The sequence below is a fragment of the Shewanella sp. S1-49-MNA-CIBAN-0167 genome (assembly GCF_040310145.1).
GTDB lineage: Bacteria > Pseudomonadota > Gammaproteobacteria > Enterobacterales > Shewanellaceae > Shewanella > Shewanella psychromarinicola.
On the sequence record NZ_JBEOPO010000015.1, the window covers coordinates 90,660 to 107,327 of the forward strand.

Annotated in this window: 16 protein-coding genes; 11 read left to right on the top strand and 5 right to left on the bottom strand. The window is 40.6% G+C overall.

Annotated features, from left to right (window positions below):
- Positions 1 to 631: 631 nt before the first annotated feature.
- Positions 632 to 1,411 carry a hypothetical protein gene (locus tag AAEZ00_RS09080; protein WP_124014101.1) on the bottom strand — a complete coding sequence of 260 codons (780 nt, stop codon included), beginning with the start codon at positions 1,409 to 1,411 and terminating at the stop codon, positions 632 to 634.
- Between the two features lie 388 nt (positions 1,412 to 1,799).
- Between AAEZ00_RS09080 and cysB the strand changes: the two genes are divergently transcribed.
- Entirely contained in the window at positions 1,800 to 2,777 is a 978-nt protein-coding gene (gene cysB / locus AAEZ00_RS09085; RefSeq protein ID WP_124014100.1) for an HTH-type transcriptional regulator CysB, read from the top strand.
- A 97-nt stretch (positions 2,778 to 2,874) separates the two neighbouring features.
- On the opposite strand, the gene purN is transcribed toward cysB, so the two are convergent.
- Complete coding sequence (purN, locus tag AAEZ00_RS09090) at positions 2,875 to 3,519, bottom strand: phosphoribosylglycinamide formyltransferase (RefSeq protein ID WP_124014099.1); 645 nt, start codon at positions 3,517 to 3,519, stop codon at positions 2,875 to 2,877.
- On the bottom strand, positions 3,519 to 4,556 hold the full coding sequence (gene purM, locus AAEZ00_RS09095; protein ID WP_101030538.1) for a phosphoribosylformylglycinamidine cyclo-ligase: 1,038 nt from the start codon (positions 4,554 to 4,556) through the stop codon (positions 3,519 to 3,521). Before purM ends, purN begins: the two co-directional genes overlap by 1 nt.
- Before the next feature lie 240 nt (positions 4,557 to 4,796).
- Between purM and upp the strand changes: the two genes are divergently transcribed.
- On the top strand, positions 4,797 to 5,423 hold the full coding sequence (gene upp / locus AAEZ00_RS09100; RefSeq protein ID WP_124014098.1) for a uracil phosphoribosyltransferase: 627 nt from the start codon (positions 4,797 to 4,799) through the stop codon (positions 5,421 to 5,423).
- Between the two features lie 131 nt (positions 5,424 to 5,554).
- Here upp and AAEZ00_RS09105 read toward each other — a convergent pair whose 3' ends face one another.
- Positions 5,555 to 6,877, bottom strand: coding sequence for a Na+/H+ antiporter family protein (locus tag AAEZ00_RS09105; protein ID WP_124014097.1), 1,323 nt, complete (start codon positions 6,875 to 6,877; stop codon positions 5,555 to 5,557).
- 377 nt (positions 6,878 to 7,254) lie between these two features.
- Here AAEZ00_RS09105 and AAEZ00_RS09110 point away from each other — a divergent pair, with 377 nt between their 5' ends.
- Positions 7,255 to 7,860: a peroxiredoxin gene (locus AAEZ00_RS09110; protein ID WP_101030547.1), complete on the top strand. Its 606-nt coding sequence runs from the start codon at positions 7,255 to 7,257 to the stop codon at positions 7,858 to 7,860.
- A gap of 140 nt (positions 7,861 to 8,000) precedes the next feature.
- Here AAEZ00_RS09110 and rnt read toward each other — a convergent pair whose 3' ends face one another.
- Positions 8,001 to 8,666, bottom strand: coding sequence for a ribonuclease T (gene rnt, locus AAEZ00_RS09115; protein WP_101030551.1), 666 nt, complete (start codon positions 8,664 to 8,666; stop codon positions 8,001 to 8,003).
- 187 nt (positions 8,667 to 8,853) lie between these two features.
- Here rnt and AAEZ00_RS09120 point away from each other — a divergent pair, with 187 nt between their 5' ends.
- The 8 genes from AAEZ00_RS09120 to ybgF all read left to right on the top strand — a co-directional run bounded on the left by AAEZ00_RS09120 (position 8,854) and on the right by ybgF (position 16,303).
- Positions 8,854 to 9,723 (top strand): flagellar protein MotY, encoded by an 870-nt coding sequence (locus tag AAEZ00_RS09120; protein WP_351078728.1) that lies wholly within the window; start codon positions 8,854 to 8,856, stop codon positions 9,721 to 9,723.
- A 1,385-nt stretch (positions 9,724 to 11,108) separates the two neighbouring features.
- Positions 11,109 to 11,510, top strand: a complete 402-nt coding sequence (gene ybgC, locus AAEZ00_RS09125; protein ID WP_101030557.1) for a tol-pal system-associated acyl-CoA thioesterase — start codon at positions 11,109 to 11,111, stop codon at positions 11,508 to 11,510.
- Positions 11,500 to 12,189 (top strand): protein TolQ, encoded by a 690-nt coding sequence (tolQ, locus tag AAEZ00_RS09130; protein WP_101030561.1) that lies wholly within the window; start codon positions 11,500 to 11,502, stop codon positions 12,187 to 12,189. The genes ybgC and tolQ overlap by 11 nt, the downstream gene beginning before the upstream one ends.
- A complete protein-coding gene (tolR, locus tag AAEZ00_RS09135; RefSeq protein WP_101030564.1) occupies positions 12,189 to 12,617 on the top strand; it encodes a protein TolR in 429 nt (142 codons plus the stop codon). The genes tolQ and tolR overlap by 1 nt, the downstream gene beginning before the upstream one ends.
- On the top strand, positions 12,618 to 13,580 hold the full coding sequence (gene tolA / locus AAEZ00_RS09140) for a cell envelope integrity protein TolA (RefSeq protein WP_101030567.1): 963 nt from the start codon (positions 12,618 to 12,620) through the stop codon (positions 13,578 to 13,580). It abuts the gene before it with no gap.
- A 42-nt stretch (positions 13,581 to 13,622) separates the two neighbouring features.
- On the top strand, positions 13,623 to 14,951 hold the full coding sequence (gene tolB, locus AAEZ00_RS09145; protein WP_124014095.1) for a Tol-Pal system beta propeller repeat protein TolB: 1,329 nt from the start codon (positions 13,623 to 13,625) through the stop codon (positions 14,949 to 14,951).
- Between the two features lie 23 nt (positions 14,952 to 14,974).
- The gene (gene pal / locus AAEZ00_RS09150; protein ID WP_101030573.1) at positions 14,975 to 15,511 is read left to right on the top strand and encodes a peptidoglycan-associated lipoprotein Pal; all 537 of its coding nucleotides are present in this window, start codon (positions 14,975 to 14,977) and stop codon (positions 15,509 to 15,511) included.
- 54 nt (positions 15,512 to 15,565) lie between these two features.
- Positions 15,566 to 16,303, top strand: a complete 738-nt coding sequence (ybgF, locus tag AAEZ00_RS09155) for a tol-pal system protein YbgF (protein WP_351078721.1) — start codon at positions 15,566 to 15,568, stop codon at positions 16,301 to 16,303.
- Positions 16,304 to 16,668 lie beyond the last annotated feature (365 nt).

The window sequence follows — 16,668 nt, forward strand, 5'->3', positions numbered from 1 at the left end:
CCTGACAGTTTTTCCATGTAATGGTCTTGATGTGCATTCACAGATTTGTTTACCTGTCAGCCCATGTTGAAGTGCAATGGGTACCTCCTTACAGGCAGATTTCAGCTTTGGCGGGCTGTGCTGAATTCCCTCATAGGACAAGGGTATTTTATACAGTAGCTTTGCGGAGCTGCGTTACATCTCGAAAATTGAACATCTACTGGGTAGTCGCGTCTTTTAGAAATAGACCCAATAAGTTAATATTTGTTCGATTGGCAGCTTAATGAGATGATTTTGATGCTAATGGCTTGACGCGGTCAAACTGGTATGTCATATATTAACAATGCACTCCATGTTGAGTGACACAGGTTGAGTGACACTAACCTTAATAAAAATACAGATTGGCAATTGCTTTGCCTTATTGGTTTTCTGGTAATTACGTTATCATAAGTAATCGATAATTCCACTAATGTTATCCACAGATTCTGTGGACAACCTTGTTGACGAACCTAAGTTATTTTGCTAACCCCTTGTATCTGCGGGTTTTTTTTGTGTGGTTAAAAAGTAGCGCAGACTTATTTTGAATCGAATTTACGTGCAAAAATAAAGCCTCATTACGAGGCTTTATTTTTTGTGATGACGACAAAGATATTTACCATTTCTTTTTCGGCTGAAACAACATATCAATATCATCACCTTCTTTTTTCGGTTTTGGTGCACTCGGTTCACTACGTTTTTGAGCGCCCATTATTTCATCCAGTAGTTGTTTTGCTTCATCGACTTTACGGGCAATAAAAGGATCATTAGGCGTTTGCGCTTTAATTATGTGTAGCGTGTTTAAGGCTTTCGTGACCATTTGTTTACTAGAACCGTACTGCTTCATAAAGCAAGCTGCACGCGCCCGACTAATCATAGAGTCGACATTTATTCTTAATTGAAGGTTGTCGATACGTATTTCTTCTTCTGCAAAAATAGACGGATCAACTTTTCCCTTATTATGTTCCGCACGTAAAATGGCTTTAAGTTTTTTTAGTGTTTTTACTAATTCTAAAATTTGTCTATCATTATCAGGTAAACGAAAGCTCTCAATCGCAGGGACTTGGCTAGGTGAGTTAGACACTGAGGCTATTTGCATTTTGATGTCGGCTAGACGACGTTCATAATCAGATTTTAATTGGCCTGATGCACGAACTATAGATTGTTCTAAAGCATCTTGAATGCGGCGATAAAGCACTAACATGATATGGCTAGAAGATGGGGTCATGCCAGTGTTAGATAAGACGGCATCGGTTTCATCTATGATGGCTCGCTGACGAGAAACTTCTACTCGACGCTCGGCTTCTGCCCGCTCTTTTTGCTGTTGGACAATACTAAAGCCGATAATCAGCAATAATAGTGCGCCAATAAGAATTAATATCAAAATTAAGGACATAAACGTTCCATTTTATCTTTCATATTACATGGTAAATATAGCCAAGTAGCTATGACTAAAAGTTATTTTGATGCTGGAATAAATAGTCCTGACAAAATATCATCAAAATGATTCTATATCTTAGCGTATGTTATCGCGGCTGTCGTTGAATAATAAGTCATTTTGTTGATAATTCATTAAACAGATGAGTCACAATGTTCATCAAAAGCTCAGTCAATTAGATAGGAGGTGATTTTACTTGCTCGTTATTCCTATTTATATTACATTTCATTCATCATATAACTTTTTATCATAGTTGAACGACTGTTCTTGTTATGTAAAACAACGTTCGATTTGTTCTTGTTTACATATTTTGCAGATGAGATACGGATAAATCAAGGATAAAACCATGAAACTGCAGCAACTTAGATATATTGCAGAGGTTGTGAAACACAACCTAAATGTGTCATCAACGGCTGAGAATCTCTATACTTCACAACCTGGGATTAGTAAGCAAGTCAGAATGTTAGAAGATGAATTGGGCATTCAAATATTTGGTCGTAGTGGTAAACACCTTACTCATGTAACCCCAGCCGGTCAGCAAGTTATTGATATAGCAAATGATATACTAGGCAAAGTCGATAGTATTAAAAAGGTGTCTGAAGAATATACTAAACCGAATCAGGGCGAATTGAATATTGCTACTACGGATACTCAGGCTCGATATGCTCTGCCGCAAATTATTGGTGAATTCATCAAACGCTATCCTAAAGTGAATTTACATATGCATCAAGGCACACCTTCACAAATTAGTGAGCAAGCCGCTAGAGGTGATTCGGACTTTGCAATTGCGACAGAAGCTATGCATTTATATACCGATTTAATTATGCTGCCTTGTTATCATTGGAATCGATCAATTGTCGTGACTCGTGATCACCCGCTGGCTTCCCAATCAACAAAAGTTAGCATTGAAGATTTAGCCAAGTTTCCATTGGTGACTTATGTTTTTGGTTTTGATAAAGCGTCTGAAATTGAAAAGTCATTTAAGCGTGCTGATCTCGATCCGCGTGTGGTGTTTAGTGCCACCAGTGCCGATGTGCTTAAAACTTACGTACGTCTGGGGCTTGGGGTAGGGGTGATCGCTTCTATGGCAATCGATCCTGCTGTTGATAAAGATTTAGTGGCGATTGATGCGAGTCATCTGTTTGCTCATAGTACAACTAAAATCGGCTTTAGACGTGGTAGTTTTTTACGCAGCTACATGTATGACTTTATGCGACATTTTGCACCGCATTTAACCCGAGACGTGGTTGAAAAAGCGGTCGGGCTTCGAGATCAACAACTGATTGATGAAATGTTTGCGGACATGGTATTACCGGTACGATAGTACTGAATATCGGTAATGTGTATCGTATAAAAAACCTCGCTCATCGGCGAGGTTTTTTTATAATCAATATAAAGGCTTAATCACGGATTAATTGATATTAATCTGGCGCGTAACCCGATCCACCAATTAACTCGCTATCCAAATAGGCTTTACCATCAGTCATCGCTAAACGACCTAAGCTAAACCATTTTACCACCAGAGGATAAATAGCATGCTCTTGTTCATGAACACGCCTGGCTAATATTTCAGCATCATCTTCAGGGTAAATAGGGACTTTAGCTTGCAATATCACCGGTCCAGCATCGAGTTCAGGGATAACAAAATGCACACTAGCGCCATGTTCAGTGTCGCCTGCATCGATAGCACGTTGATGTGTATGTAATCCTGTATACTTAGGCAATAATGATGGATGAACATTAATCATTTTCCCAAGGAAATGGCGAACAAACTCATCGGTCAAAATACGCATAAAACCCGCAAGAATAATCAGATCTGGTTGGTATTTCTCTATTGTTTTTAATAAACGTGCATCGTAATCGCTGCGTACTTCATTGATATAAGGAATAACGCAACTGGTATCAATTTCGCTTTGATGAGCGCGAATTAATCCATAAGCATCCGGCTTGTTACTGATCACACCAACAACGTCAGCCTTTAGGTTATCGTCACAACCATCAATGATAGCTTGAAGATTACTGCCCTTACCGGAAATCAATACCACAACACGACAGCTTTGGGTCATTAGATGATCTCCACTTGCTCTTCGTCGCCTTGACGCGTGGCAATTTCACCTATCAACCATGCATTTTCGCCTTCTGCGGTTAATAATGCTAATGCGGCATCCACTTTGTCTGTTGGCAGCGCAATAACCATACCTACACCACAGTTAAATGTGAGGAACATTTCATGTTGTGCAATATTGCCGTTTGTCATTAACCAATCGAACACCACTGGCCATTGCCAAGAGTCACCCTTTACCACAGCTTTACAATCATCAGGAAGTACTCGTGGGATATTTTCCCAGAATCCACCACCAGTAATGTGCGCCATTGCGTGAATATCTGATTGTTCAATCAGTTTCAATAAAGGTTTAACATAAATTTTTGTCGGCTCGAGTAAATGGTCAATTAACGGCTTACCAGCAAGATCTTGTTGCGGGTCCGCTTTGCTGACTTCTAATACCTTACGGATTAACGAGTAACCGTTTGAGTGAGGACCACTTGAACCAAGCGCAATGAGTGAGTCACCCGCTTTTACTTTTGTACCATCAATGATATCTGCTTTTTCAACAACACCAACACAAAATCCGGCAAGATCGTAATCTTCGCCTTCATACATGCCGGGCATTTCAGCTGTTTCGCCACCGATTAATGCACAACCTGATTGGAAACAACCTTCTGCGATTCCACTGACAACCGAGGTCGCCGTTGCAACGTCAAGTTTACCAGTCGCGTAGTAATCGAGGAAGAAAAGCGGTTCAGCACCTGAAACAATCAGGTCGTTGACACACATAGCAACTAAATCAACGCCTACGGTGTCATGCTTTTTATAATCAATGGCTAATCTTAATTTGGTGCCAACACCATCAGTGCCAGAAACAAGTACTGGGTGTTTGTATTTAGTCGGTAATTCGCACAATGCGCCAAAACCACCTAAATTGCCCATAACTTCTGGACGACGAGTGCGTTTTACCGCTGATTTAATGTTGTTTACTAACGCATTACCTGCATCGATATCAACGCCGGCATCTTTGTAACTTAGGGGGGTAGGAGTGGTCACGGAGGATCCTCTAGGGTACATCGTTTTATGGAATTTTATGCGCCGATATTCTACCAGTTTGTGTCCCGAGTCGAAAGTCATGTTTTTACTTTATCCTATAAATAAAACGATGAATTACCTATTTTTATTGGTTTAGGTCACGATTTACTGCAATTTTGAAACTTTATGTTTTATAGATAGGATAAATCGTCTAACATTTATCAAATTTGCCTGAAATAGTCAGAAATCTAGGAGAAATAAATGAAAGTCGTTGAAGTAAAGCATCCTCTGGTTCGTCATAAAGTCGGTTTGATGCGTGAAGCGGATATCAGCACCAAACGATTTCGTGAACTTGCAACAGAAGTTGGCAGTTTATTAACCTATGAAGCCACCGCTGATTTTGAAACGGAAATGGTGACAATTGAAGGTTGGAATGGTCCGGTCAATATTGAGCAACTTAAAGGTAAAAAAGTGACTGTAGTGCCTATTTTACGTGCGGGTTTAGGCATGATGGATGGCGTACTTGAGCATCTTCCCAGTGCACGTATTTCTGTTGTCGGTATCTATCGTGATGAAGAAACACTTCAGCCTGTGCCTTATTTTGAAAAAATAGTCAGTAATGTAGACGAGCGTATCGCTTTAGTGGTTGATCCAATGTTAGCCACTGGCGGCTCAATGATTGCGACAATCGACCTGCTGAAAAAACGTGGTTGTACATCAATTAGAGCTTTAGTTTTGGTTGCTGCGCCTGAAGGCATTAAAGCCCTTGAACTAGCTCACCCTGATATTGAACTGTACACTGCAGCGATTGATGATTGCTTAAACGAGAAAGGTTATATCTTGCCAGGTTTAGGTGATGCGGGCGATAAGATATTTGGTACCAAATAATTCGTTATACGGATTGTAGATACCCAGGCTCGGTATAATTAACATCATGTGCGAGACCATAAAAACGGGAGCCTTTATTGAGGCTCCCGTTTTTATTTCTATCTTGATAAGCCTTAGCCAGCTGTTGAATGTTAAAGCACCATCGCAGCAATCCAACCAAAAACAAGCAGTGGAATATTATAGTGAATGAACGTTGGGATCACGCTGTCGCGAATATGATCATGTTGCCCATCGGCATTAAGACCTGCTGTGGGACCTAGTGTCGAATCTGATGCTGGCGAACCTGCGTCACCAAGCGCGGCAGCGGTACCGACTAGCGCAATGGTTGCCGCCACAGAAAAACCAAAACTGAGTGCTAACGGTACATAAATGGTGGCGATAATCGGAATGGTTGAAAACGAAGAGCCAATGCCCATGGTAATCAATAAGCCAACAATAAGCATCAATAATGCGGCTATTGCTTTGTTGTCACCTATCATGTCGCCTAAAGACGTCACCAGTGTGCCGACTTCCCCGGTCGACTTAACCACGGCGGCAAAACCTGCTGCTGCAATCATAATAAAGCCAATGTTGGCCATCATATGCACACCTTGGTCGAACAGGTCTTTACTCACTTCATGTTTAATAATTCCTGAAAAACGGAAAATAATAAATCCGCTTAATGCACCAAATATCATTGAATCAGTTTGTAATTGAACCACTAAAGTCACCACTATTGCTGATAATGATATCAACAGACTTTTTCGGCTAATCGTGGTTGAAATGCTGTCATTTATCACAGGTTGCTCAATAATATATTGTCTAGGTTTGCGGTAACTGATAAATATCGCCGTGAGTAGACCAACAACCATGCCCATAGCAGGTAATAACATTGCCTTAGGAATTTGTTCACCGACTGCATTTAAACCATTAATGTTCAAATTTGCTAAAAGGATGTCATTGAGGAAAATTCCGCCAAAACCGATAGGTAATATCATATAAGTGGTGACCAAGCCGAACGTTAGAATACAGGCTATAAGACGGCGGTCGATATGTAGCTTGGAAATGACATGTAATAATGGTGGAATAAGGATCGGGATAAAGGCAATGTGAATAGGTAAAATATTTTGCGATGAAATAGCCATTAACAGTATTGTGACCAATAACAACCAACGTACCACTTGAGTATTACCACTATTGGGTTCTTTGCCGAGCTTTTTAATAATTGAATGGGAAATTAACGTTGTTAAGCCCGAATGTGACAATGCTGCCGCAAACGCGCCAAGCAATGCATAACTTAATGCAATTTGAGCTCCGCCGCCGAGTCCGTCATTAAAGGCTGCTATCGTTTGATGAATATCTAATCCACCGACTAAACCCGCCACAACAGCACTAATGGTCAACGAGACCACAACGTTAATTCGAATAAAGCTTAAAAAAAGCATTAAGCAAACCGCGATAACAACCGCATTCATAATTATATTTCATAAAAGTAAGTGAGGCGGCTATTCTTGACCGTCTACAGCATATTTGTCCAGCGTATATCGACTTTTTACTTATTTATGCCGATTTTTCAATCAATATTACCTTCCGTTGTGGATAATGTTTGCCTAGGTCATGTCAGCAAATCATTTTTGTAATATTCGACAGTTATTATTTAGTGGGTCAGCATGTTTTATTTTTCAGCAGGTAAACCCATTTTCATTTGAAATAACTTATAAGTCCGCTAAATTAGATGTATGGTATACCTCTGATATAAGTCCCAACGGCATAGTCAATTGTTAAGTAGATCACAATTAGCAAGAACGCTTTGCCGTTGTTGAATGTTTAAGCCATTAAATGGAGATAGATAATGAGCGTATTAGTAGGCCGTCCAGCCCCAGATTTTACCGCAGCAGCCGTTCTTGGTTCTGGTGAGATTGTTGACACATTTAACCTCGCTACCGCAATTAAAGGTAAGCCTGCGGTTATTTTCTTCTACCCACTCGATTTTACTTTTGTATGCCCATCAGAGCTAATTGCTTTTGATCACCGCATGGAAGAGTTCACCAAGCGTGGTGTTGAAGTGATTGGTGTTTCAATTGACTCACAGTTCACTCATAACGCATGGCGTAACACTCCAGTAGACAAGGGGGGTATTGGCCAAGTTAAATACACACTAGTTGCTGACGTTAAACATGAAATTTGTAAAGCATACGACGTTGAGCATCCAGAAGCTGGCGTGGCTTTCCGTGGTTCTTTCTTAGTAGACAAAGAAGGCCAAGTTCGTCACCAAGTGGTTAACGATTTACCATTAGGCCGTAACGTTGACGAAATGATCCGTATGATCGACGCTCTTCAGTTCCATGAAGAGCACGGTGAAGTTTGTCCTGCTGGCTGGTCAAAAGGCGAAAAAGGCATGACTGCTAGCACAGAAGGTGTCGCAGCATACTTAAGAGATAACTCTGACAAGCTATAATCTAGCGGATTAGAGACAATAAAAAAGCTGCTTCGGCAGCTTTTTTATTGAGTAAGATAAATATTTTATCGACCGTTCTAAGGCGATATAGCCTGCTTGAGATGCAATTGTTATCTCGAGCGGAGGTTACCTAGTATCCATTATTCGCTGGCTGGATCGCTCTTCTCTTCCACAGCGGCTAATGGCCAACCACCTAATGCTTTCCAACGATTGACGATAAGGCAAAATAATTCGGCGGTGCGTTCGGTATCATATAATGCTGAATGCGCTTCTTTGTTGTCGAAATCGATGCCAGCCATTTTACACGCTTTAGCCAATACCGTGTGCCCAATAGCAAGGCCAGCAAGTGTTGCGGTATCAAAGCTCGCAAAAGGATGAAAAGGAGATCGTTTTAAACCGTTTCGTTCTATGGCCTTGTTCACAAACCCTAAGTCAAAAGCGGCATTGTGAGCGACAATAATACTGCGATGACAATCTACTGCTTTTTGGGCTTTTTTGACTTCTTTAAAAATCTCTAACAAAGCGACTTTTTCGTCTACCGCACCACGAAGTGGGTTGGTGGGATCGATACCATTAAAAGCTAAAGATTCAGGCTCTAGGTTCGCGCCCTCAAAAGGCTCAATATGAAAATGAAGGGTTTTATCAAGTTCAATGACCCCATCACTATTCATTTTTAATAAGCTGACGGCAATTTCAAGCAACGCATCGGTATTGGCATTAAAACCCGCAGTTTCGACATCGATAACAACAGGGAAATAACCACGAAAGCGGTGTTTAAACTTGTTAGCGTCGCAAATATCAGTCATTACAGTCTTTATCCTCAATAGCTATCATTCATCGGTGCAAATGATGTAGGCCGAGTATTATGCGCAAACTCAAGCTCAGTGTCATGTTTGATTGTGGTTTTTATCATCGATTAAACATGATTGTTGACTAAAGGAACTGACTTTGTGGCCGATAGAAAGTATGTAATCAGGTATATAGGGTGTTTTTATGTGGCGAAAACTGATAATTCTCGCAAGTTTGTGTCTTTGCTCAACGGCTAATGCTGATTTGAGGCACTACGTGGCGTCGCTCGAAAACTCAGCATGGCGCATTGGTGAGAGTAATCCGATAGAGTGTCGTCTTGAACATGATATTCCTAATTATGGTCGCGCGGTGTTTACCAGTAGGGCAGGTAAAGATTTGAATTTAAACTTCACCTTAGATATGTGGCTTAAGCCTGATGCGGTGACCAAGGCAACATTAATTAGCCGAGCTCCGAGTTGGCGTCCTGGGCATAATTCCAAAGAAATCACCCAACTGACTTATAACAAGCAATTTAATGGTGAAGTACCCAAAAAAGCCGCTTGGTCGATGTTGAATGAATTGAGTCAAGGAATGGAACCCACTTTTTACTATGCTGATTGGTATAATCACAACGCTAAGATTGCAGTGGGATTGTCGTCGGCTAATTTTGGCGGTAAATATCGTGAGTTTCGCGCTTGTTTAGCTAATTTGCTGCCTTACAGTTTTGATGATATTGCTTTTACGGTATTACATTACCAAGAAGGCGGGGTCGATCTGACGCGTTTCTCTACCCACCAATTACAAAAAATACAGCGCTATTTGTCTTATGACTCTGAAGTAGAACTCGTTCTTATTGATGCTTACACTGACAGCTACGGTGGGCGCTTGGTTAACCAAAAGGTGTCAGATAAACGGGCTGACTCAGTGAAAAATATTTTAATTGCTAGCGGTATTACTAAAGATCGTATTCATACCGAGGGGCATGGCGAAAAACGTCATGTTACTGGCAATGACCTTGCTGAAGAACGTAAGATGAACCGCAGAGTTGTGATTAAAATAACCAAGCCGATATAAACCCACCTCATGTATTATTAGCTGCACTATTAAGCGCAGTATTGACCCTATTTAGCCCGTAACAAGATTAGCTATCTATTTATTCAGTTGTTGTATGTATATTCCGCCACAGTAGCCTCTTTTTCTCGATACCATTGAGATATAAATAATAATCAATAAACGGGTTTTCCACGCTAAGGCATTATATCAACGCTCATCAATAAGGCCTCACTCGGCGGTCATTCAACATTCGTTAGACCAAGCTAATACTGATATAAAAGAGTCATTTGTAAACGATTGTTGCTCCTTTAGAGGCTAACGAGTAAAGCGATGCAAGCGTGTCTCGTTTTCCTCCATATTGATTAAAAAGACTCAATTTTTTCTCCATTAATATGGCTTGAATTGAAATGCTCTGATTTGTTCGCTTATAAGTTTGTTTATGAAGATACTGAAAAAAAGGCAAAAAAAGACCCACTTAATCCAAGTGGGCTAAATAATTTGCAATCAACAAATTTAAGGAAGGAAGTCAAACATAAGAACTAAGGATAACTGAAGTATTGGGTTACATCAGTTTGGCGTTCTTGGTTTTCAACATCTAAATCAGATGTGTCCTGAAAACAAGGTCATAGTAGAATGAATACACTTATCTGGCAAACTAGAAAAAATACGCATTATGATTAGTAAAACTAATGCTTTTTAGTGATCTTAATATGGTTTTTATACGCTGAACGGCTTATATAGTGGTTTTTTAGTTTGTTATATACATTTAATGCATAATTATTCGGATTAGTTAATTTTAAAACAATATTATTTAACAAATAGAATATATCTTGCTGTGATATAAAGCATGTTTATCTTCTTGATGTTGATAAGTATGGCTCTTAACCAAGGTGAACATCATCAAGCTACTTATATCTGAAACAGAATAAACTCCGAAAATGTCTTTATGAGGCTAAGTTCATATCCAGTGATAAACGCGCTGAATAATCTCCCTTCTTGAATCACTGAAGACTTGATTACTGACAACGTAAGCATCCAATATTATTAGATGATATTTTATTCATGTTTACATTTTACAGGGCGTGGGATGATAAGTTGCAGTGCGCGGTTTACGTTCACCTTGGCCGCGTTGCTTTTAAGGCTTTTTTAGGTTTTTAAGTGGCTAGAACTAGGCCGTTGTCACCAATAAATGTTTTATTTGTATGCCATGTTTTGTTTAATAGGTCGTTAATTTTTTTGGAAAATACATTAATAAAGCTTCATCTCTTACAGTTTCTGAGGTTTTTCGTGTGTTTAAGCGCATTTTGAGCAAAATAAAGTCTGCTTTTCACTTAGTACATTATTCACAAGCGTGTTGGTACTCGGTATAGTAAGCCAACTTTTACAACCTAAAAATTGATGTTCAAATTATGTTTGTTTGGCCTATTTCAGTCTATTACGAAGATACCGATGCGGGTGGTGTTGTGTATCATTCGAATTACTTAAAATTTTTTGAACGAGCTCGTACCCAATGGTTAAAAGCACTGGGTGTCCGCCAAGCAGAACTGTTGGCAGAAGATATTGCTTTTGTCGTTAAACATGTAGAAATAGATTTTCGTAAAGCGGCAAAGTTTGAACAGGATTTAGTTGTTGAATCCAAGGTTATAGAATTAAAAAAAGTGTCGTTGGTATTTCACCAGCGCCTAGTTGATCATCAAGGTGATTGCTATTGTGAAGCGACAGTGGTTGTTGCGTGTATATCTTTATCACGTATGCGTCCCCGCGCTATTCCCCTAAATATTGTTCAGGAGTTTGACAGTGCACGCTGAAATTTCATTTATTGGTTTGTTTTTAGAAGCCAGTGTGTTGGTAAAGTTAGTTATGCTGACCTTGTTGGCATTATCGATTGCCTCATGGGCCGTGATCCTTCAACGCAATAAATTATTAACTTCAGCAAGAGTTAAATCATTACGTTTTGAAGACACTTTCTGGTCTGGTGTTGATTTAAATCGTCTTTATAAAGAATTGATTGCACGTGGTAGTGCTATCTCTGGTTTAGAAGCCATGTTTGTGGCGGGTTTCAAAGAATATACTCGTTTGAGTAAAGTAAACAGTAAAGCTCCACAAGCCGTTATGGATGGAACATCTCGAGCAATGCGAGTGAGTTTGTCGCGAGAAATGGAAAAACTTGAAAACAATTTGCCTCTATTGGCAACAATTGGTTCAACCAGCCCATACATTGGTTTATTTGGTACCGTTTGGGGAATTATGAATTCCTTTATCGCACTGGGTTCGGTAGAAAATGCCACGTTAGCTATGGTTGCACCGGGTATTGCTGAAGCACTCATTGCAACGGCAATGGGTTTGTTTGCTGCTATTCCAGCCGTAATTGGTTATAACCGTTTTACAACGCAAGTTGATAAAATTGAAATGACTTATGCTAACTTTATGGAAGAATTCTCCAACATATTGCAACGTCAAGCATATAGCGAGAAGGAAGCCGTTTAATGTATCAGCGTAAACGTCATCGTCCAATTGCAGAAATCAACGTTGTACCTTATATCGATGTCATGTTGGTGTTGTTGATTATTTTTATGGTGACAGCGCCAATTGTTTCGCAAGGGGTTAAAGTAGAATTACCTCAGGGTAATGCGGAATCGTTACCACCTGATAGTAAGCCTCCAATCGTGGCATCAATTGACGCTGCTGGGCAATACTTTTTGAATACTGGTAGTAGCTCTAACTCTCAAGCGATGGACATAGAGCAAGTCTCTACGGAAGTCGGAGCATTAATTCAGCTTGAACCATTAAGACCCGTGGTAGTCAAAGCTGACCGCACCATACCTTATGAAAGCGTTATTCAATTAATGATTAGTTTGCAAGGTGCTGGTGTGCCAGCCGTTGGGTTAATGACTGATTCACCGAAGGAGAAATAGGTGGCTGGAAAATCAGATTTAACCGTACCCGTTTCTATTTCTGCCGGTATTCATATTGGGTTTATTGTCATCCTTGCTCTAGGCATTAGTTTTGATGATAAGCCCAAGCAAATGCAAACTGCAGCGGCAAGTGCGCCGGCCATGCAAGCTATTGTGATTGATCAACAGAAAGTAAATGATAGAGTTGAGCAATTAAAGAAGCAAAAACAAGATGTGGCTAATCAAGAAAAGGTACGTCAAGCTGAGTTAGAACGTAAAGCATTGGAAGCGCGTCGCGAGCGTGAACGCGAGCAAGACAAAATTAAGACATTAGAGATCCAGCGTAAACAAAAAGAGCAGGAAACTCAAAAGGCCAATGATGCGGCGAAAGCGGCTCAGGCAAAACAACGGCTTGAAAAAGATCGGGCAGACAAAGCTGAAGTTGTGCGTAAGCAGAAAGAGCAGGAACAAAAAGTTGCAGAAGATGCCGCCAAGCTAGCGTCTGAAAAACGTAAGCAAGAAGAGGCTGCTGCGAAAAAAGCTCAACAAGAACGTCAACGAGCTGATGATGAACGTAAACGCAAAGAAGAAGCTGAGCGTAAACGCAAAGCCGAAGCCGACACTAAAGCGCGTCAAGAGCGTGAAATGGCAGAGGCAATGTCTGCAGAACAAGACTCGCTTTCTAAAACGCGTAATAGGCAAGTGTTGTCAGAAGTCGATAAGTATAAAGCCATGATTATTGCCACTATTCAACGTAACTTAGTAGTTGATGAATCAATGCGTGGTAAAAGCTGCCGGGTATTTATTCGTTTAGCGTCTGATGGCTTTGTTACTACAAGCCAAACGTTGGACGGTGATCAGGTAGTTTGTCGAGCGGCCAAAGCGTCTATAAATAAAGCTGGACGGTTACCCGTATCGCCTGAACCGGCTGTTTATCAGCAATTAAAAGAAATTAATTTAACTGTTTCACCGGAATTTAATTAAGATCAATGGTATTTAATGATGGAATTGAGTAAAAGGAGTCCCATGAAAAATTTGGCTAAATGGCTAACACTGGTATTGATAGTGTTAACTACTCCCGCGCGCGCAGCGTTAGAGATTGTGATTACTGAAGGGGTTGATGCCGCGAGACCCATTGCCGTAGTTCCTTTTGTTTGGCAAGGACAAGGGCCTGCTCCAGAATCTATTTCTGATGTGGTCGCATCTGATTTGGCTCGCAGTGGTACATTTAAAACGCTTGATGTGCGTGCATTGCCACAGTCAACTATTTCTTCAGTAAACGGTTTTACGGCTCAGAGCTGGGCTAATGTAGAAGCTGAAGCAGTTGTTGTTGGCTCGGTTAAACCCTATGGCGCTGATAAATATTTAGTGAGTTTTGAGTTGATTGATTTAGTCAAAGCACAGCTTCAAGCGGGAAAAGGGCCTCAGAATAACAGTGAGTTATTGCTTGAAAGTCGTGAAACCGTTATCAGTGCAAACCAATTTAGACAATATGGTCACCGTATAAGTGATATTGTTTATGAAAAACTCACGGGGATCCGTGGTGCGTTTTTAACTCGTATTGCGTATGTTGTGGTTAAACAAGGTCAAAAAGCACCTTACCATCTTATGATTGCTGATTATGATGGTTATAATGAACAAATGTTATTACGTTCACCAGAGCCATTGATGTCACCGGCTTGGTCTCCAGATGGACGTCGTTTAGCCTATGTGAGTTTTGAAAATAGAAAAGCCGAAATTTTTGTTCAAGACATCTATAGCCAAACTCGTACTCTGGTGAGTAGTTTTGATGGCATTAATGGCGCGCCAGCATTTTCTCCCGATGGCAAAAAGTTAGCGGTTACATTGTCAAAGGATGGTCAGCCAGAAGTTTATGTCGTCGATATTGCTACCAAGACAACTCGACGCATTACAGAACATTACGCAATTGATACTGAACCTTCTTGGTTCCCAGACGGCAAATCAATTTTATTTACTTCTGAACGTGGTGGTAAGCCGCAGTTATATCGCGTAAGTTTAGATACAAATAAAGTCTCGCGTATGACTTTTGAAGGAGAATGGAACCTAGGTGGTTCAATTACCCCAGACGGTCGTAGTATGATTTTTGTAAACCGTACTAACGGTAAGTTCCATATTGCTCGAATGGATCTTGCAACACGCTTTATGCAGGTGCTTTCATCAACTCAACTTGATGAATCGCCAAGTGTTGCCCCTAATGGCACTATGGTTATCTACGGTACAACCCATCAAGGTAAACAAGTGTTAGCTGCTGTTTCTATGGATGGCAGATTTAAAGCAAGATTGCCTGTCGGCCAGGGCGAGGTGAAGTCACCAGCATGGTCTCCGTTTCTCTAAATAGATATTGATAAGGATTTAAAATGGATCTGAATAAGTTGTTTAAAGCTATGTTGGTTGCAGTTCCGCTTATGGCACTGGGTGCCTGTAGTTCAACTTCAGACTCGGAAACTGATGCTAGCGGTTCTATGAGTGGTACTGGTAGTGAATATGGTGCTGGTGGTGTTGAAACTGGTGGTGTAGCACCTGTGCTAAGTTCTGCAGAACAGCAGCGTTTAAAAGAACAGGAATTACGTCGTCAAAATATCATTTACTTTGATTTTGACCGCAGTGAAGTTCAAAGCGAAAATGCTGAAATTCTTCAAGCACACGGTAATTATTTAGTTGGAAACCCAAATGTTCGTGTTTTGATCGAAGGTCATGCCGATGAACGTGGTACTCCTGAATACAACATTGCACTAGGTGAGCGACGTGGCAAAGCGATTGCAAAGTATTTGCAGAGTATGGGCGTACAGCCTAGCCAAATGAGCGTAGTCAGTTATGGCGAAGAAAAGCCATTAGATTATTCTCGTAGCGATACTGGTTTTGGTAAAAACCGTCGTGGTGTGTTAGTTTACTAAATGTATGAAGAACAAGGCCAACCGTTATCGGTTGGCCTTTTTTAGGAGATAAAAATGAAACAAGCCATATTAGTTGCGGCAATGTTCTTCACTACTGTAACGGCTTGTGCCGCTCCAGCGCCTGTTGAAGATGTTGCAGGAGGTTCGAATGATGACAGAGTCTCAAGGTTAGAGCGCATCATGAAAGCAAAGCAACAAGGCGATTTTGAGATGCAACGTCGTATGGATGTATTGCAAAATGAGGTGTTGGATTTAAGAGGCATTACTGAGCAACAAAATTATCAAATGAATCAAATGTTACAGCGTCAACGACAGCTGTATGAAGATATTGCAAATCTTACTGCTCAGTCATCAACACCCGCTGCGCCAGTTCAAGCGGATGCCACTTCGGTCGCAGCAGCTAGTTCAACCTTGGGTGAAACAGGAAGCTATGAAGCCGCAGTGAATTTGGTCCTTAAAGAGCGCAAATATGATGAAGCAATCCCTGCTTTTCGTAATTTCATAGCCAAATACCCAGAATCAAATTATGCAGCTAATGCAAACTATTGGTTAGGCCAATTGTTGTACAATAAAAATGAATTCAGTGATGCTAAACAAGCATTTAGCACAGTGGTCAGTCAATTTGCAGATTCAAATAAGCGTGGTGACAGTTTGGTCAAACTTGGCATGATTGCAGAAGAAGAAAATGATCTTGCAGGTGCTAAAGCGCTTTATAACAAAGTTATCAAAGAGTATGCCGACAGTGCCTCTGCACGACTAGCTCAACAGCAATTATTAGCATTAAAAGGCTAGTTAAGCCAAAAAACCGCCTCTTAGTCTGTTTTTCATGCAAACAACAAGAAATTATACATTTGCGCTTGCATGAGAAATTGAAAAAGGTATTATAGGCGCCCTCAGAACGGCATAGCCTTTTGGGGGTGTTAGAAGGTAATTACTTAGTCTACAGTCTCTGTGTTTTAAGTTATGGCCTTTTAGTTACCAAGATGGGTCGTTAGCTCAGTTGGTCTTGAAATAGAGACAGTTGGCTTTTGTTCCCGTAAGAATATAAGTTCTTGCAAAACCAAGATGGGTCGTTAGTTTAGTTGGTCTTGAAATAGAGACAGTTGGCTTTTGTTCCCGTAAGAATATAAGTTCTTGCAAAACCAAGATGGGTCGTT